Source organism: Mesorhizobium sp. M0621 (assembly GCF_040320745.1).
Taxonomy (GTDB): domain Bacteria; phylum Pseudomonadota; class Alphaproteobacteria; order Rhizobiales; family Rhizobiaceae; genus Mesorhizobium.
Map to the genome: position 1 here is coordinate 45,096 of NZ_JAMYQF010000003.1, position 16,785 is coordinate 61,880.

The 16,785-nt window shown below is 63.7% G+C and carries 17 protein-coding genes; all 17 read left to right on the forward strand.

Translation table 11 applies throughout. The features are described from left to right. The first annotated feature begins 4 nt into the window (after positions 1-4). A complete protein-coding gene (locus NKI38_RS02960; RefSeq protein ID WP_352654644.1) occupies positions 5-499 on the forward strand; it encodes a flagellar basal body-associated FliL family protein in 495 nt (164 codons plus the stop codon). Beyond that, complete coding sequence (gene fliP / locus NKI38_RS02965) at positions 496-1,227, forward strand: flagellar type III secretion system pore protein FliP (protein WP_352632666.1); 732 nt, start codon at positions 496-498, stop codon at positions 1,225-1,227. Before NKI38_RS02960 ends, fliP begins: the two co-directional genes overlap by 4 nt. 235 nt (positions 1,228-1,462) lie before the next feature. Continuing rightward, positions 1,463-2,449 (forward strand): flagellin N-terminal helical domain-containing protein, encoded by a 987-nt coding sequence (locus NKI38_RS02970; RefSeq protein ID WP_352632665.1) that lies wholly within the window; start codon positions 1,463-1,465, stop codon positions 2,447-2,449. A gap of 265 nt (positions 2,450-2,714) precedes the next feature. Further along, positions 2,715-3,779, forward strand: a complete 1,065-nt coding sequence (locus NKI38_RS02975) for a flagellin N-terminal helical domain-containing protein (protein WP_352632664.1) — start codon at positions 2,715-2,717, stop codon at positions 3,777-3,779. Between the two features lie 129 nt (positions 3,780-3,908). Beyond that, the gene (gene fliF, locus NKI38_RS02980; protein WP_352654646.1) at positions 3,909-5,555 is read left to right on the forward strand and encodes a flagellar basal-body MS-ring/collar protein FliF; all 1,647 of its coding nucleotides are present in this window, start codon (positions 3,909-3,911) and stop codon (positions 5,553-5,555) included. Positions 5,556-5,558: 3 nt separating this feature from the next. Continuing rightward, the gene (locus NKI38_RS02985; protein ID WP_352632662.1) at positions 5,559-6,185 is read left to right on the forward strand and encodes a hypothetical protein; all 627 of its coding nucleotides are present in this window, start codon (positions 5,559-5,561) and stop codon (positions 6,183-6,185) included. Continuing rightward, the gene (locus NKI38_RS02990; protein ID WP_352654648.1) at positions 6,182-7,522 is read left to right on the forward strand and encodes a MotB family protein; all 1,341 of its coding nucleotides are present in this window, start codon (positions 6,182-6,184) and stop codon (positions 7,520-7,522) included. Before NKI38_RS02985 ends, NKI38_RS02990 begins: the two co-directional genes overlap by 4 nt. Then, positions 7,519-8,901 (forward strand): MotC family chemotaxis protein, encoded by a 1,383-nt coding sequence (locus NKI38_RS02995; RefSeq protein WP_352654650.1) that lies wholly within the window; start codon positions 7,519-7,521, stop codon positions 8,899-8,901. Before NKI38_RS02990 ends, NKI38_RS02995 begins: the two co-directional genes overlap by 4 nt. Beyond that, the gene (gene fliK / locus NKI38_RS03000; RefSeq protein WP_352654652.1) at positions 8,898-10,277 is read left to right on the forward strand and encodes a flagellar hook-length control protein FliK; all 1,380 of its coding nucleotides are present in this window, start codon (positions 8,898-8,900) and stop codon (positions 10,275-10,277) included. The genes NKI38_RS02995 and fliK overlap by 4 nt, the downstream gene beginning before the upstream one ends. Beyond that, a complete protein-coding gene (locus NKI38_RS03005) occupies positions 10,207-10,794 on the forward strand; it encodes a transglycosylase SLT domain-containing protein (protein WP_352654654.1) in 588 nt (195 codons plus the stop codon). Before fliK ends, NKI38_RS03005 begins: the two co-directional genes overlap by 71 nt. A 221-nt stretch (positions 10,795-11,015) precedes the next feature. Then, positions 11,016-11,684 (forward strand): response regulator transcription factor, encoded by a 669-nt coding sequence (locus NKI38_RS03010; protein WP_352632692.1) that lies wholly within the window; start codon positions 11,016-11,018, stop codon positions 11,682-11,684. Between the two features lie 79 nt (positions 11,685-11,763). Beyond that, entirely contained in the window at positions 11,764-13,023 is a 1,260-nt protein-coding gene (locus tag NKI38_RS03015; protein ID WP_352654656.1) for a flagellar hook protein FlgE, read from the forward strand. A gap of 27 nt (positions 13,024-13,050) precedes the next feature. Next, positions 13,051-14,505 carry a flagellar hook-associated protein FlgK gene (flgK, locus tag NKI38_RS03020; protein WP_352654657.1) on the forward strand — a complete coding sequence of 485 codons (1,455 nt, stop codon included), beginning with the start codon at positions 13,051-13,053 and terminating at the stop codon, positions 14,503-14,505. A gap of 3 nt (positions 14,506-14,508) precedes the next feature. Then, a complete protein-coding gene (locus NKI38_RS03025; RefSeq protein ID WP_352654659.1) occupies positions 14,509-15,552 on the forward strand; it encodes a flagellar hook-associated family protein in 1,044 nt (347 codons plus the stop codon). 31 nt (positions 15,553-15,583) lie between these two features. Beyond that, entirely contained in the window at positions 15,584-15,931 is a 348-nt protein-coding gene (gene flaF / locus NKI38_RS03030; protein WP_352632654.1) for a flagellar biosynthesis regulator FlaF, read from the forward strand. Continuing rightward, a complete protein-coding gene (flbT, locus tag NKI38_RS03035; RefSeq protein ID WP_352654661.1) occupies positions 15,928-16,371 on the forward strand; it encodes a flagellar biosynthesis repressor FlbT in 444 nt (147 codons plus the stop codon). The genes flaF and flbT overlap by 4 nt, the downstream gene beginning before the upstream one ends. Further along, positions 16,371-16,778: a flagellar hook assembly protein FlgD gene (flgD, locus tag NKI38_RS03040; protein ID WP_352632652.1), complete on the forward strand. Its 408-nt coding sequence runs from the start codon at positions 16,371-16,373 to the stop codon at positions 16,776-16,778. Before flbT ends, flgD begins: the two co-directional genes overlap by 1 nt. Positions 16,779-16,785 lie beyond the last annotated feature (7 nt).

A 16,785-nucleotide genomic window follows, 5' to 3' on the forward strand; every position in this document is an offset into this window, starting at 1 on the left:
CACCGTGGCAAATGTCGAACAGGTTCAGTCGCGCAAGGGTCCTTCGCTCGCCATCCAGGCTGGCATGCTGCTGGTTGTGACGGCGGCCGCCATCGGCATGGGCTGGATGTCCGGCGGGTACCTCAAGGGCGTCGGCGCACCGCCGACGGTGCCGGTCGCGCCCGAGAACCAAGGCAAGACCGAGCAGCAGGCTGCGGCCGAGCAGCCAGGCGTGGGACCGACGCTCGTCGTACTGGCGCCGATCACCACCAACATCGCCTCGCCTGCCGATACCTGGATCAGAATGGAGGTGTCCGTCGTCTATGACGGGCCGCAGCCACAGGCAATGTCGGACGACATCCACCAGGATCTTCTGGCCCTGGTGCGCACCTTGAAGATGCATCAGATCGAGGGCGCCAGCGGCTACCAGCACCTGAAGGCCGATCTCGAGGAACGCGCCTCGATCCGCAGCCAGGGTCACGCCAAACAGGTTCTCATCAGGACATTGCTGCTCGAATGAGAAAGTTCCTTCTCGCCACGGCGATGATCGCCGCCGCCACATCCGTCGCGACGGCCCAGCAGCTCGATCTAGGCGGCATCGGCAAGGCTGATGGCACCACCGTCGGCTACATCATCCAGATGTTCGGCCTGCTGACCGTGCTGTCGGTGGCGCCGGGCCTGCTGATCATGGTGACGAGCTTCACTCGCTTCGTCATCGCCTTCTCGATCCTGCGCGCTGGCATCGGCTTGCAGTCGACGCCGGCAAACCTCATTTTGATTTCACTGTCGCTGTTCATGACCTTTTATGTCATGGCGCCGACCTTCGATCAGGCCTGGAACACCGGCGTCAAGCCGCTGATGGACAACCAGATCACCCAGACCGAAGCCTTCGACAAGATTTCGGATCCGTTCCGCACCTTCATGCTGCGCAATGTGCGCGACAAGGACTTCGACCTCTTCGCCGATCTCGCCCGCGAGCGCGGCCAGACCGTTTCGCGCGACACTGTCGACCTGCGTGTCCTGGTGCCCGCCTTCATGATCTCTGAGATCCGGCGCGGCTTCGAGATCGGCTTCCTGATCGTGCTGCCATTCCTGGTCATCGACCTGATCGTCGCCACCATCACCATGGCGATGGGCATGATGATGCTGCCGCCGACGGTGGTGTCGCTGCCGTTCAAGATCCTGTTCTTCGTCCTGATCGACGGCTGGAATCTGCTTGTCGGCAGCCTGGTGCGCTCGTTCAACTGACCGCCGGCAACGTATCCCTGGCAACTGGTCGCTGCCTCGCTGGTCAGGCGCGGAATTTCAAGCAATATATTTTCGATTAACCGTCCGGTTTATCCCTTTGGTAGGGACTTGCCCGCATATTCGCTCGCAGATGGCGGGTGATCGATTTCAGAGATCATGGGCATGATGCCGCACCGTCATACCGGGAAGCCCGGTATGTAAAAAGAACACCTGTAAAATCAAGGTACGAGTAGCCATGTCCAGCATCATGACGAACACCGCCGCGTTGACGGCGCTGCAGAGCCTGAACTCCACCAACAAGAATCTCGAAGCCACCCAGTCCCGCATCTCGACCGGCTACAAGGTCTCGCAGGCTTCCGACAACGCCGCCTACTGGTCGATCGCCACCACGATGCGTTCCGACAACCAGGCTATGTCCACCGTTTCGGACGCGCTCGGCCTCGGCGCCTCGAAGGTCGACACCGCCTACACCGGCATGGACAGCGCGATCACCACCATCAACGCGATCCAGCAGAAGCTGACCGGCTCCTACGGTCAGACCGACGCCGCCAAGGAAAAGACCCAGGTCGAAATCGCCGCTCTTCAGAAGCAGTTGAAGGCCTACGCCGACGGCGCCACTTTCTCCGGCACCAACATGCTGTCGGTGTCCACGGCTTCGGGCACGGCGGCAGACATCAAGATCGTTTCGGCCTTCAACCGCAGCGCCACCGGTGCGGTTTCGATCTCGACAATCGACGTCAACGTGGAAAGCATCAAGCTCTATGATGCCGGCGCCGCGCCGACCGCCAAGGGCATCCTCGACACGGCCCGCCTCGGCACCACCGGCGCTGCCGTCGCCACCGCCTCGGCCCCGACGTTGGGTGCTGCCGCGGCGGCCACTGACACCTATTCGGTCGCCGGCCTGGCCATCTCCGTGGGCGGCGTTGCCGCCAGCGACACCCAGATCCAGCAGATGATGAACGTCGTCGATGCCGCACTCAAGGATATGACGAACGCCGCCACCAAGCTCGGCGCCGCCAAGAGCTCGATCGACCTGCAGAAGACCTTCACCTCGAGCCTGATGGACTCCATCGATCGCGGTATCGGCCAGCTCGTCGATGCCGACATGAACAAGGAATCGACCCGTCTGCAGGCGCTGCAGGTCCAGCAGCAGCTCGGCATCCAGGCGCTGTCGATCGCCAACGGTTCCTCGCAGTCGATCCTGTCGCTCTTCCGCGGCTAATCGCTTCCGCTCAACCACAGTTCGCACTAAAAATCGGGCCGCGCCAAAAGCGCGGCCCGATTTGCGTTTGCTCCAGCCTCGCGCAATCCTCGTTCCTTAACTCTCAAAAGCCAGCTTTTAACAGGCTGTTAACCATGCCGCGCTAGTTATGGTTAACCAATAGCTTACGACAGTTGGCGAATCGGCCTCTCGGCAGAATGCCACCCGTTGAACAGGCCTATCCGGCATGTCTGAGCATGTCGGCTTTTGAGAAGGAGCGACTTTCTTGGCGAGCATCATGACCAACGCTTCGGCGTTAACCGCACTTCAAAGCCTCAGCGCCACCAACAAATCGCTCGAGCAGACGCAGGCCCGCATATCGACCGGCTACCGGGTCTCGCAGGCCTCGGACAACGCCGCCTATTGGTCGATCGCCACCACGATGCGCTCGGACAACCAGGCCCTGTCGACGGTGCAGGATGCACTCGGCCTCGGCGCCTCGAAAGTCGATACCGCCTATACCGGCATGAACAATGTGCTGACGACGATCGGCCAGATCAAGACCAAGGTGCTGTCCATGGTCGGTCAAACGGATGCCGCCAAGGCAAAAACCCAGACCGAGATCAAGGCGCTTCAGGCGCAGATGAAGTCATTTGCCGATGCGGCGACCTTCTCGGGCTCGAATTTCCTCGCGGTGACCTCCAAGCAGGTCGCCGCCGCCAACGATGGCGTCCAGGCCGACTCCCAAATCGTGTCCTCGTTCAATCGCTCCTCATCCGGCGCCATCTCGATCGGAACGATCAATATCGATGTCGAGGGCACCAAGCTTTTCGACTACGGCTTGGCCACCGACGTCAAGAACCAAGGCACCCTCGATCGCCAGACCTCCATTTATGCCACGGGAGCCGCCCAGACCCTCTATGACACCGCCTATACGGCCTCGATCGCGGGCGGAGGAACGGACATCGCCGCAAACGCCGCCGGCCAGACGGCGGCGGGAGCAGTCGCCAAGGTCGACAATATTTCCGCCTACAACCTCGACATCACGGCGGCCGGCGTAACCGACGACATCATCACGCAGATGGTGACCAGGATCGACAAGGTCATGGCTCAGTTGACCGATTCCGCCACCATCCTCGGTTCGGCCAAGAGCAGCATCGACCTGCAGAAGACCTTCACCCAGAGCTTGATCGATTCCATCGACCGCGGCGTCGGCCAGCTCGTCGATGCCGACATGAACAAGGAATCGACCCGCCTCCAGGCCCTGCAGGTTCAGCAACAGCTCGGCATCCAGGCGCTGTCGATCGCCAACAGCGCCTCGCAGTCGATCCTGTCGCTGTTCAAGAGCTGATCGCGGGCGCCATCGGCGCGATCCCTGCTCGATTGACGGGCCGCGCCGCAAGCGCGGCCCGCTTTCATTTTCGCACAAGCTTCGAGGACTACTGTTCCGGCGGACAATCATGCTGGGAGTCGTTGAACCGTGCCGGAACAGATCCAGAGCATCATCTCGAATCTCCGCGGGTTTGGCGTGAAGCGCCTTGCCATGCTGGCGGGCATCGCCGTTCTGGTGATGGGCGTCATCGGCATCGCCTCGGTCTATCTCAACCGCCCCGCCTACGACACGCTCTATGTCGGGCTCGACCGCGCCGACGTGAATCAGATCGGGCTGGTGCTGGGCGAAGCCGGCATCGGCTTCGACGTTGGCGCCGACGGGACCTCCGTGCTGGTGCCGGCGGGCACCACCGCACAGGCGCGCATGCTGCTTGCCGAAAAGGGTCTGCCGACGAGCGCCAATGCCGGCTACGAACTGTTCGACAATGTCGGCTCGCTCGGCCTCACCTCCTTCATGCAGCAGATCACCCGCGTGCGCGCGCTGGAAGGCGAGATCGCCCGCACCATCCAGTCGATATCGGGCATCAAGGCGGCGCGCGTCCACATCGTCATGTCCGAACGCGCCAATTTCCGCCGCGATGAGCAGCAGCCTTCCGCCTCGGTGGTCATCCGCTACGCCGGCATCGACGCCGAGAAGAGCGCTATGTCGATCCGCCATCTCGTAGCCGCCGCCGTCCCCGGCCTGTCGGCCGACAAGGTGACGGTGCTCGATTCCAGCGGCAATCTGCTGGCCGCGGGCGATGATCCCTCCAACACCAGCGCCGCCCGTACGCTCGGCGTCGAGCAGACCGTCGAGGCGCAGATCGGCGACAACATCCGCCGCGCGCTGACGGCCTATCTTGGCCCCGACAACTTCCGCGCCAGCGTCAAGGCCGAGGTCAACACCGACACCCGTCAGACCGAAGAAACCATTTTCGATCCGAACTCCCGCGTCGAGCGCTCGGTGCAGTCGGTGCGCGCCAACGAAAACAACAATCAGAAGCAGGCCTCCACCCCGGCAAGCGTCGAGCAGAACCTGCCCGAGGCCCAGGCAACCGCCACCGATGGTCCGCAATCCTCCTCGCAGAACGACCGCAAGGAAGAGATCACCAATTACGAGATCAATTCGAAGAAGATCGCCACCGTCTCCAACGGCTACAGCGTCACCAAGATGTCGATCGCCGTCGTCGTCAACCAGCAGCGGCTGACGGCCATCCTTGGCAAGGACGCCACCCCGGAGCAGATTGCCAAGCGTGTCGCCGACATCCAGAAGATGGTGACCTCCGCCACCGGCCTGGACGAAAAGCGCGGCGACGTCATCGACGTCTCGGCAGTCGAGTTCATCGACGGGCTGGATGGCGAGGCGATCCCGGAGGCTGGAATGCTCGATTCCATCGGCCAGCACGCCGGCACTTTGATCAACGCCGGGGCCTTCATCGTCGTGGTGTTCCTGGTCGCCTTCTTTGGCCTGAGGCCGATGGCGTCGGCGCTGACGGCAAAGGCGTCACCGGCTCTGTCAGGCCCCAGCTTCGATGATGTCCAGCGCTCGCTGCCGACGCCGGAAGCCACGACCGCCGCCGAGAGTGCCACGGTTGCCGCCTTGCCCGGCTCGCGCCCAGGTCCCACACCGCTCGACGATCTTCGCCAGAAGATCAGGCCGGCGCCGCAGGATCGGCTTGCCCGAATGGTCGACCTCAACGAGGAACGCACCGCGCAGATCCTGCGCAAATGGGCTGCCCAGGAAGTCGCGGTATAAACCATGGTCTCCGCAGCCCTCTTCGACCTTCTGCCTGATTTCGGTACCCGCACGCAACGTGCCGGTCAGCCCCGGGCAGCAGTCGATCCCCAACACAAACCCGAGACGCCTGCCCCGCAAGCAGATATCGGCACGCTGATCGCGGAAGCGGTCGTCCAGGCCGAGGCGGCGCTCGAGACACGCCTGTCGATCGCGCATGAAGCCGCGCTTGAAGCCGAACGCCAGGCCCATGCAGAGGAAGCAAGGGTATTTCTCGAAAGCCTCGGCGACGATGTCGGCAAGGCGGTCTCGTTGCGCATCGATGCCATGGAGGCGCGTGTGACCGGGCTTGTCGCCACCACGGTCGCCCGCATCATCGGCGGCATCGTCAGCGACGATCTGCAGAAACGCTCGATCGAGGTGCTCGCCAGCGCGATACGCGAGGCGGTCGGCGATGCCGAAGCGGTGCGCATCGTCGTGCGCGGGCCGCTCTCGCTGTTCGAGACACTGAAGGCATCGCTCGGGCCCCGCACCGCCAATCTCGACTTCGTCGAGGCACCGGGCTTCGACCTCACCGTCGCCATCGACGAAGCGGTGTTCGAGACGCGAATGGCCGAATGGTCGACGACCCTTTCAGAGGTCCTGGCATGAGCGTCGCCGAGGCTGGACACACACCCCACGAAATCATCATCGTGCGGCGCGGTCATGACGACCACGACGAGGCCCACCATGGCGGCGTCTGGAAGATCGCCTTTGCCGACTTCATGACGGCCATGATGTGTTTCTTCCTGGTCATGTGGCTGATCAACGCCGCCAACGAACAGACCAAGGCAGCCGTCGCCAGCTACTTCAACCCGGTCAAGCTGGTAGACCGCAATTCGAGCCGAAAGGGCCTGGAGGACCTCGGCGACGGTCCGCGCGCGATCGGGACGACGGCCGACAATCCGCAAAAGGCGACCAACAAGGCCGGCCAGGACGGCGATGGCTCGGCGGACCGCAAACAGGACAAGCAAGAACTCCCGCAGGCGGAACACTCCGACGAGCATCTGTTCGCCGATCCCTACGCGGTGCTTTCGGAAATCGCCACCGACACCGGTGTCATGCAGAATGTCAGCCAGAAGGGCGACGGCGGCGTGCAGGCCGCCGGCCCGGCGACAGGCGCCTCTGGCGGCGCCTCCTATCGCGATCCCTTCGAGCCTGATTTCTGGTCGCAGCAGGTGGCGGCGCCCGGCGCCGAGGCTAGTGCCGAACGCACCAGGATCGAGGGCGATCCGGCCAAGCCCGGCGACAAGACCGCCGAAACGCAAGCGCTCAAAGTCAAAGCCGTGCCGCCTGTCGCGGCCGCACCGCTGGAGCCGCTGGCCAAGGACGCAACCGGCAAGCAGGCCGCGAACCCCGCCACGGCAATGGCCAAGGCCGGCGACACCAAGCCAAACGAGACAAAAACCACGGACGCGGCCAAGGCCGAGCCCGACGCGCAAGAGGCCGCCAAGCCCGACACCGAGGAGAAGGCGCCGACCGCCGCCGCCATCAAGGCCGCGGCCGATGTCAAGCGGCAGCTGGCCGATGCCTTCAAACCCGGCGACAAGCTGCACGACGGCGTCTCGGTCGAAGCCACCGACAAGGGCGTCGTCATCTCGATCACCGACCAGTTCGACTTCGGCATGTTCGAGGTCGGCTCGGCGCTGCCGCGCCGCGAACTTGTGCTGGCGATGGAAAAGATCGGCCGCATCGTCAACAGCCAGAAGGGTACCATCAGCATCAACGGCCACACCGATGCCCGGCCGTTCCGCAGCGACAGCTACGACAATTGGCGACTGTCGACGGCGCGCGCGCATTCCGCCTACTACATGCTCGTGCGTGGCGGCGTCGACGAACGTCGCATCACCGAGGTCGCCGGCTTCGCCGACCGCCAGCCGAAGGACCCCGCGGATCCATTGGCGGCCGTGAACCGCCGCATCGAAATCCTGATGGCGACCGGCGGATGAGGCGAGCGGCCGTCACCAGCCGGCTGATTGGCCTGTTGCTGCTGGCCGGCGGACATCCGTCGGCCGGCTTCGCCCAGGATGCGCTGCAGCCGTATCAGTTGGTGCGCTCGCTGCAGCTCATCCAGGACCGCATAGCCGCCGGTGATCATGCCGCCCTGCCGATGCAGGCCAAGCTGCTGGAGATGGCGGATGCGCGCCTGCGCGCGGCGGATGCCGAGGACTACAAGGACCCAAAGAACTTTCGCGCCCTGCTTGTCTACGGCATGAGCGGCGGCAACCCGGTGACCGTCGAGGCCGCCACGTCGCGCGCCACGACCGACCCGCAAAGCCTTGCCATAGCCAAGGGGGTGATCGACTACCTCAACGGCCGGCCCGGCGAGGCGATCGAAGCCTTGAGGCCGATAGATCCGATGGCGCTGCCTCCCGATCTCGGCGCTTTCCTTGCCCTGGTCAAAGGCTCGCTGCTTGCCGGCGACCAGCCGGCGGCCGCACTCGGTCTGCTCGATGAGGCAAGATTGCTCAGCCCCGGCACGCTGGTCGAGGAAGCAGCACTTCGCCGTTCGGTCGGCATTGCGGTCGCGCAAGGTGATGCGGCACGCTTTGCGCTTGCTTCCACCCAGTATGTCGAGCGCTACCTCTATTCGCCCTATGCCAGCCAGTTCGCCGACTCTTTCGTCTCCGGCGTCATCGCGCTGCACATGTCGATCAGCCAGGACAAGCTCGCCGACATCACCTCGATGATGGATCCCGAACGCGAGAAAGTGATCTATCTGCGCATTGCCCGCCGCGCCGCGATCGACGGCCTGAACGACCTGTCGGCCTTCGCTTCGGCGCGGGCCGAGCAGGGTCGTAACGGCAACACCAACCAGGACGACCCACGCGCCCTGCTCTATGCCAGCCTTTCCACCGTCACCTCGGGCACCATCGAGGACGTCCGCGCCAGGCTCGGCAAGATCGACCGCGGCAGGTTGTCGGAAGGCGACCGCGCCTTGCTCGACGCCGCGCAGGCCATTGCCGGCGAAGTCGTCGCGCCGCCAGCCGCCCTTCCCGAGGAAAAGCCTGTCCCTGCTGCGGCCGAGCAACCTCCGGTGCCCGAGATCGCCACGGCGCAAGGCACCGATGACAGCGGACTGCCACCGGTCGAAGGCGCGATCTCGGAACAACCTTCCGTCACTGCGGCCTCCGGCGGACCAGCCACAAATGCGCCGGACGCGCCGGCGGTTGCAGCCGCATCCGCCGGCGCAGCGACCGTCATGCCGGCCGCGGCACCGGCGCCCGCTGCCGGGCCGGAGCCCGCCGATCCGACCGACGCCGCCATGACCAGAACACGTCGACAGCTCGACCTGATCGACCAGATGCTTGGAGCCGCCCCCAAATGACCACTAGCCTCGGCTCGGCCTTGCCGGGATTTGCCTCCGCGCGCGCGACGTCGGATCAACCTGCCGCGAATGGCAGGAACGATGACGCCGGTTTCGGCAAGATGCTGCGCGGCGACACGGCGCCTGCTCGCCCTGAACGGCAGCCGACGACCGAGGCGGGATCGCGCGAGCAGCGTTGGGGCAAGCTCGCCGCCGGCCTTGCCGGGCATGGCGGCAAGGCCGAGCCTGAAAAGGTTATCTCAGCCAAAGCGCAGACCGTGAAAATCGGCAAGGACGGCCTGGAAGCAAAGGCGCACAAGGACGAAGCCGACGCCGAAGAGACGGCGCCGGACGCCGATGCCGTGCCGCTTCAGGACGACCTGCCGCTGCTGATCGCGTTTCATGACCTGCGCCATTTCTCGACAACGGCCAAGGCATCCGGGCGCGACGCGGCATCCGGCGAGAGCCCGTCGGACCCGGCACTCGGCGGGCAGGCTCCACTGCCAAAGACCTACCGGTCGAAGTCTACGGCCGGACGCGAGGCTCTCGACACCGTGTCGAAGCCAGAGCAGGCCTCGATCGTCGACGGGCCTCTGACGGAACTCGACAGTCAACCGCCAGGCGCTGCCTCCAGCGCGCCGAAACGCGACAATACCGTGGCGGCCCTGAAGCTGCCGGACGCCCCGGCTGCCGACGTGCCCGGCGTACAGTCGAAGCACGTCGAGCCGGCGATGAAAAGCATCGAGGACGTCCAGTCCGCGATACGGCCCGAAGCGGGAAAACAGTCCCTGTCCGCGCGCATGGACGTGGTGTCCGAACAGAGCTTTCCCGCACCGCCGCAGAGTCCCGTCAGCCAGGCAGCCCTCAATGTGATCAACGCCATAGCCGCCGAAAGCGGCCCGCAAAAGGCGCTTTCGGTCTCATCCGCGGCCGCCCAGCTGGCCAGCCCTGTTGCCGTTCCGACACATGTGTTGAAGATCGAACTTCATCCCGCCGAACTCGGCATGGTGACTGCCCATCTCCGCCTCTCCGGAGAACAACTTTCGATTGAGCTGAAGCCTGAAACGCACGAAGCTTACCGTCGGCTGTCCGCCGACAGCGAGGCCATCATCAAATCGCTGCGCGGGCTCGGCTTCGAGGTTGACAAGGTCACAATCTTGCAACCTTCAGTAGCAATTCCAGCCGCAACCCGCGCCGATGCAACCGCCCCTTTGCCGGCGGCAGCAGGCCGCGATCCATCATCTTTCCAGCCGGGGAATTCGGGCGGCGGCAATGGTGGAGCGGGCAGCCAGCAACCGGGTCAGCAATCCGCAGGGAAACGCAACGATGACGCGCAGGACTACGGCCGCGGCACTTCGCCTTCTCGCGAGCGCGCTGGCGGCGATATCTTTATCTAGCGCGGCAAGCGCTGCCGCAGCCGCTAACAACCCTTGCGAGCCGGAGATCCTGCGCGCCGCCGATCGCTATGGCGTGCCCGCCGGCATCCTCTATGCGGTTGGCTTGACGGAGACCGGCAACAAGGGAAGCCTTCAGCCCAACGCCTTGAATATAGAGGGAAAAGCAGTCTTCCCGAGGAGCCGGACCGAGGCCCTTGCCGCTTTCGCCAATGCGCGGCGCGAGGGCAAGACGCTGATCGATCTGGGCTGCATGCAGATCAATCACCACTACCACGCGTCGCATTTTCGCAGCGTCGAGGACATGCTCGACCCACGTCAGAACGTCGACTATGCGGCGCGCTTCCTGGCCAGCCTTCATGCCCGTCACGAGACCTGGTCGATGGCCGTCGCCCGCTATCATGCCGGTCCCGACAACGATCCGGCGCAGAAGATCTATGTCTGCCGTGTCATTGCCAACATGGTCGCTACCGGCTTTGGAAAATGGACCGCGAACGCCCGCGGCTTCTGCAACCCATAAGCGTATTTTTCGCTTCTAATAAAGCAACCGCACAACCCGGAATTGTCGGTTCACTTGGTCAAAACTTGCCCCCGAAAACATATCTGGCTGCACGCTAATGCAACCGATACGATTCCAGACTCCCAAGAAACTAGCTACAAGAAATGACGGTTGTTCAGGATTCTCGCCAGCGGATACGCCTCTCTTCACGGGCAAATGATTTGATTCGGAAGGCGGGGCCGATGATTGTTATCGTTGACGAGCGCGAGCTCGTAACAGAGGGATACAACTCACTTTTCGATCGTGAAGGCATCGCCTGTGCGGGCTTTGCGTCCGGCGAGTTCGGTGAGTGGGTGAGCTCGGCCGCCGACACCGATCTGCGCTCGGTCCGAGCCTTCCTCATCGGCGACTGCCGCGAAGGCTCCATCTCTCCCCGCCAGATCCGCGACCGCACCGGCGCTCCGGTCATTGCGCTCAGCGAACAGCATTCGCTGGAGAACACGCTGCGGTTGTTCGAGAGCGGCGTCGACGACGTCATTCGCAAGCCCGTCCACATCCGCGAGATCCTGGCCCGTATCACCGCCATCCGCCGCCGCGCCCAGGAAGACGTCGCCTACACCGAGATCGGCGCCATGCGCATCTTCATGGACGGGCGCGACCCCGAGATCGATGGTCAGCCCTTGCCCCTGCCGCGCCGTGAGCGCCGCATCCTCGAATATCTGGCGAGCAATCGCGGGCGTCGCGTCACCAAGACCCAGGTTTTCAATGCCATCTACGGCATCTTCGATGAAGAGGTCGAGGAGAACGTGGTGGAAAGCCACATCAGCAAACTGCGCAAGAAGCTGCGCGAAAAGCTGGGCACCGACCCGATCGATTCCAAGCGTTTCCTTGGCTACCGGCTCGTCTTCTGATGCAGCGCCGCGCCAGCCTCGCGCAAGAAAACACGCGTAGCCTCGTCGCCAGTGGCATGGACACAGCGGAGACGTTTCGATGAGCCTTTACGGAATGATGCGAACCGGCGTTTCCGGCATGAACGCGCAGGCGAACCGCCTATCGACGGTCGCCGACAACATCGCCAATTCCGACACCACCGGTTACAAGCGGTCCTCCGCCGAATTTTCGACGCTGGTCATGCCGTCGACGGGCGGCGCCTACAATTCCGGCGGCGTCACCACGACGATCCGTCAGGCGGTCAGCGATCCAGGCGTCCTTCAGTACACGACCTCGGTCTCCGACCTAGCCGTCAGCGGCGATGGCTTCTTTGTCGTTCAGGATCCGAGCGGTACGCCCTACCTGACCCGCGCCGGCGCCTTCGTTCCGGATGGGCAGGGCAGGCTGGTCAACTCGGCCGGCTTCCAGCTGATGGCCTATAGCTACGAGAACGGTGTGCCGGCAGCGACGGTCAACGGCTTCGAGGGATTGGTTCCGGTTGTCATCTCCGACCAGGGAATGACCGCAACGCCGAGCACCGACGCTAGCTATGCCGGCAACCTGCCGGCAGGCGCGACACCGGTCGCGACCGCCAACCTGCCCGCCGCCAATGCTGCGGGCGCGCAATACACGTCGAAGTCCTCGATGGTCGCCTATGACAATCTCGGCAACAAGAAGCTGCTCGACGTCTACTTCACCAACACCGGCACCGGCACCTGGCAGGTGGCGGTCTTCGATCAGTCGAAGGCCACGCCCGGAACATCGTTCCCCTATACCGCCGGCGGCTTTCTGGGCTCGGCCAACCTGACCTTCGATACCACCACCGGCAAGCTCACCGGCACGCCCACCAGCGTTTCATTCCCCGTACCGAACGGCGCCACCCTCAAACTCGACTTGTCGGCGCTGACCCAGCTCGGCACCGGCTTCACCGTTTCCGACGCCCAGGTCAACGGCAACGCGCCGAGCACCATCGACAAGGTCCAGATCAGCAAGGACGGCACCATCTACGCCCAGTACAAGGACGGTTCCACCAAGCCGCTCTACAAGATTCCGCTAGCCGACGTGCAGAGCCCGGACCAGCTCACCGCACTACCCGGCAATGTCTACTCGCAGGGCACCGAATCCGGCGCGGTCCGTGTCGGCTTTGCCAATGAGGGCAAGCTCGGCTCCATCATCTCCGGCGCACTCGAGAATTCCAATGTCGATATCGCCGAAGAACTGACCAACATGATCGCGGCGCAGCGCAGCTACACCGCCAATTCGAAAGTCTTCCAGACCGGTTCCGATCTGATGGACGTCCTTGTCAACCTGAAGAGATAAGACGGGCACCGCCCGCGAAAGACGCGCATGTCACTGTCTACCGCATTGAGTATCGCCCAGTCGGCGCTTATGAACACCGCGCGACAGACCAGCGTCGTCTCGCGCAACGTCGCCGACGCCTCCAATCCGGACTATTCGCGCCGCCAGGCCGTCGTCACCAGCACGGCGCCGGGCGCGCGTTCGGTCGATATCCAGCGCGCCACCAACGACCTTTTGTTCCGCCAGAACCTCGCCGCGCTGTCTACCTGGAGCGGCCAGAACGCGCTCTACAGCGGCATGGATCAGCTGGGCGTTGCGGTCAACGGCGTCGACAATGCGTCCTCGCCCTCGACCGCTATCGGCAACCTGCAGCAGGCGCTGCAGCTCTACGCCACCTCGCCGTCCAACCAGAACCTCGGCGCCAGCGTCATCGACGCAGCCAAACAGGTCGTGCGCTCGCTCAATGAGGGCTCCAAGGCCGTCCAGGATTTCCGCACCCAGACCGACGGCCAGATCGCCACGGCGGTCGACGACCTGAACTCGCTGCTCAGCCAGTTCCAGGATGCCAACACCGCGGTCATGTCCGGAACCCGTTCCGGCACCGACGTTTCCGACGCGCTCGACCAGCGCGACGCGCTTTTGAAGAAGATTTCGAACTATGTCCCGGTGTCGACCTTCACGCGTGGCGACAATGACATGGTCATCACCACCGGCGACGGCACGACTTTGTTCGAGACGATACCGCGCACGGTCACCTTCGCAGCGTCGGCCGGCTATACCGCGGGTGCCGCCGGCAATGCCGTCTATATCGACAATGTGCCGATCTCGGCGGGAGCCGGCGGTAACACCAGCGCCAGCGGCACACTCGCCGGCCTGCTGCAATTGCGCGACGGCGTCGCCTCGACCATGCAGAGCCAGCTCGACGAGACCGCGCGCGGCCTGATCACCGCCTTTGCCGAAACGGCGCCATCGCAGCCTAACAAAACCGGCCTGTTCACCTGGTCGGGCGCGCCGGCCATCCCGGCCGCGGGCACGCTGGTCAACGGCCTTGCCGCGTCCATCAGCGTCAATGCGGCGATGGACCCGAGCAGCGGTGGCAATCCGACGTTGCTGCGTGACGGCGGCGCCAATGGTGCCGCCTATGTCGCCAACACCGGCGGCGGCGCGTCCTATTCCACCCTTCTGGTTGCCTATGGCGACCGGCTCGACCAGCCGATGACTTTCGACCCCGCCGCGGGGGTTTCGGCAACGTCCAGCGTTTCCGACTACGCCGCCAATTCGATCGGCTGGTTCGAGGGCGTGCGTCAGCAGGCGTCGACCGCTTCCGACGCCAAGGAAGCGCTGGCCTCGCGCAGCGCCGAGGCGCTGTCCAACGCAACCGACGTCAATGTCGACCAGGAAATGTCGCTGCTGCTCGACCTCGAACACACCTATCAGGCATCGGCCCGGATGATGAAAACCGTCGACGACATGCTGACTGCCTTGCTCAACGCGGTGGGATAATCCATGACTTCAGTCTCGTCAGCGGCCATATCGAACGCGATGCGCTCCCAGCAGATGCGCATGCAGGCAGAACTTGTCAAAGTCACGAAGGAAGCCTCGACCGGCAGGGTCGCCGATGTCGGCCTGGCTCTCGGGGGGCGCACAGCCCAGTCCGTCACATTCTCGCGCGATCTCGACCGGCTCAATGTCATCATCGATTCAAACGGCCTGGTCGGCGCCCGGCTCTCCTCGACGCAGACCTCGCTTAGTCAGCTGTCCAGCGCAGCGCAGACCTTTCTGTCCGCCCTGACCACCGCTTCATCAAGCGATTCTTCCAACAATCTCACCCAATCCTCCGGCAAGGCGACCATCCAGCAGCTGACCTCGATCCTCAACACCAGCGTCAATGGCGAATACCTGTTCGCCGGCACCAATACCGACGTCAAGCCGATCAACGACTTCACCGCCGCCGGCTCGCCCGCCAAGGCGGCGTTCGATGCTTCCTTCGTCGCCAATTTTGGTTTCACCCAGGACGACCCGCTCGCGGCCGACATCACCGCCGCCCAGATGGACGATTTCATCACCAACGACGTCGTCCCGCAATTCATGGGCGCGGGCTGGCAAGGCAACTGGTCGAATGCCACCGACCAGCAGATCGTCAGCCGCATCGCCCTCAACGAAACCACGCCGACCTCGACCAGCGCCAACAGCGACGGCATTCAAAAGCTCGCAATGGCCGCAGCCATGGTCTCCAGCCTGATGTCCAGCAACATCAGCCAGGCGGCGAAGAATACGGTCGTCAGCCGCTCGACGGCAATCGTCGGCGAAGCGCTGAGCGGCATTGCCCAGGTTCAGTCCGAGACCGGCATCGTCCAGAAGCGGGTTTCTGATGCAAATGACCGCATGAAAACGCAGGTCGATCTTTTCGAACGGCACATTCTCGATCTGGAAGCCGTCGATCCGGCAGAAGCCGCGACCCGGGTCGCCGACCTGACACAGCACATCGAAACATCCTTCGCGCTGACCGCGCGCCTGCAGCAACTCAGCCTGTTGAATTACCTGACCTGACAACTCTAAACGGAACGGTAGAGCCCCAACGATGTACCAATTCTCCTACGCCGACATCCAGAGCACCTCCGTTGCCGACGCGAAGGACCGTGAGCGCGAACTCTTGACCCGCTCGATCGACATGCTGGCGGCGGCGGCGGCGGCGGGCCACGGTTCGATGGAAGCGATCGAGGCGCTGCATTTCACCAACCGCGTCTGGACCGCCTTCGTCGAGGATCTCGGCTCCAGCGACAACGCCCTGCCCAAGGAACTGCGCGCCAACCTGATTTCCATCGGCCTGTGGCTGCTGCGCGAGGCGGAAGACGTTCGCCAGGGCCGCACCAACAATTTCGAAGGGCTGATCGAAGTGTCCCAGATCATCAGGGACGGCATTCAATGACCAACACGCTGAAGATATCGCTCAAGCCGAACGAAAAGATCTACATCAACGGCGCCGTCATCCGTGTCGACCGCAAGGTCACGGTCGAATTGATGAACGACGTACAGTTCCTGCTCGAAAGCCACGTGATCCAGGCCGAAGATGCCTCGACGCCTCTCAAGCAGCTGTATTTCATCCTGCAGGTCATGCTGATGAACCCGGCCGGCGCGGCCGCCGCGCGCGACATGTTCCGCCGTTCGCTGCCGCTGCTTTTGGCAAGCTTCGAGGACACCCAGATCTGCGGCGCGCTGAAACAGATCGACCGCATGGTCGGTGAGGATCATATCTACGAGGCGCTGAAGGCGATCCGTGCGCTTTATCCGCTCGAACGCCGCGCGCTGGGTGGCAATGACGACGTTCCGGGTGCCGAGCGCCCGCTGGCTGTGGGAGCACGATACTAATGAATGTGGACATGACGACGACGATACCGACCGGCGCCAACCAGGCTACCGCGTCGACTTCGAAGACCGCGGTCGACTACCAGTCCTTCCTTAAGCTTCTGATCGCCGAGATGAAGAACCAGGATCCGACCAAGCCGATGGACTCGACGCAGTACGTCGCCCAGCTCGCCACCTTCTCGCAGGTCGAGCAATCGGTGCAAAGCAACACCAAGCTCGACCAGATCATGCAGTCGTCGGCGCTGTCGCAGGCCGACGCGCTGATCGGGCGCTCGATAACGTCCGCCGACGGCAAGACGACGGGCACGGTGGCGTCGGTGCGCCTTGCCAGCAGCGGTCTCATCGCGGTGCTGCAGAATGGCACCGAAGTCGCGGTCGGCCCGGGAGTCTCGGTCAAGGCAGCGAGCTGACGCTTTC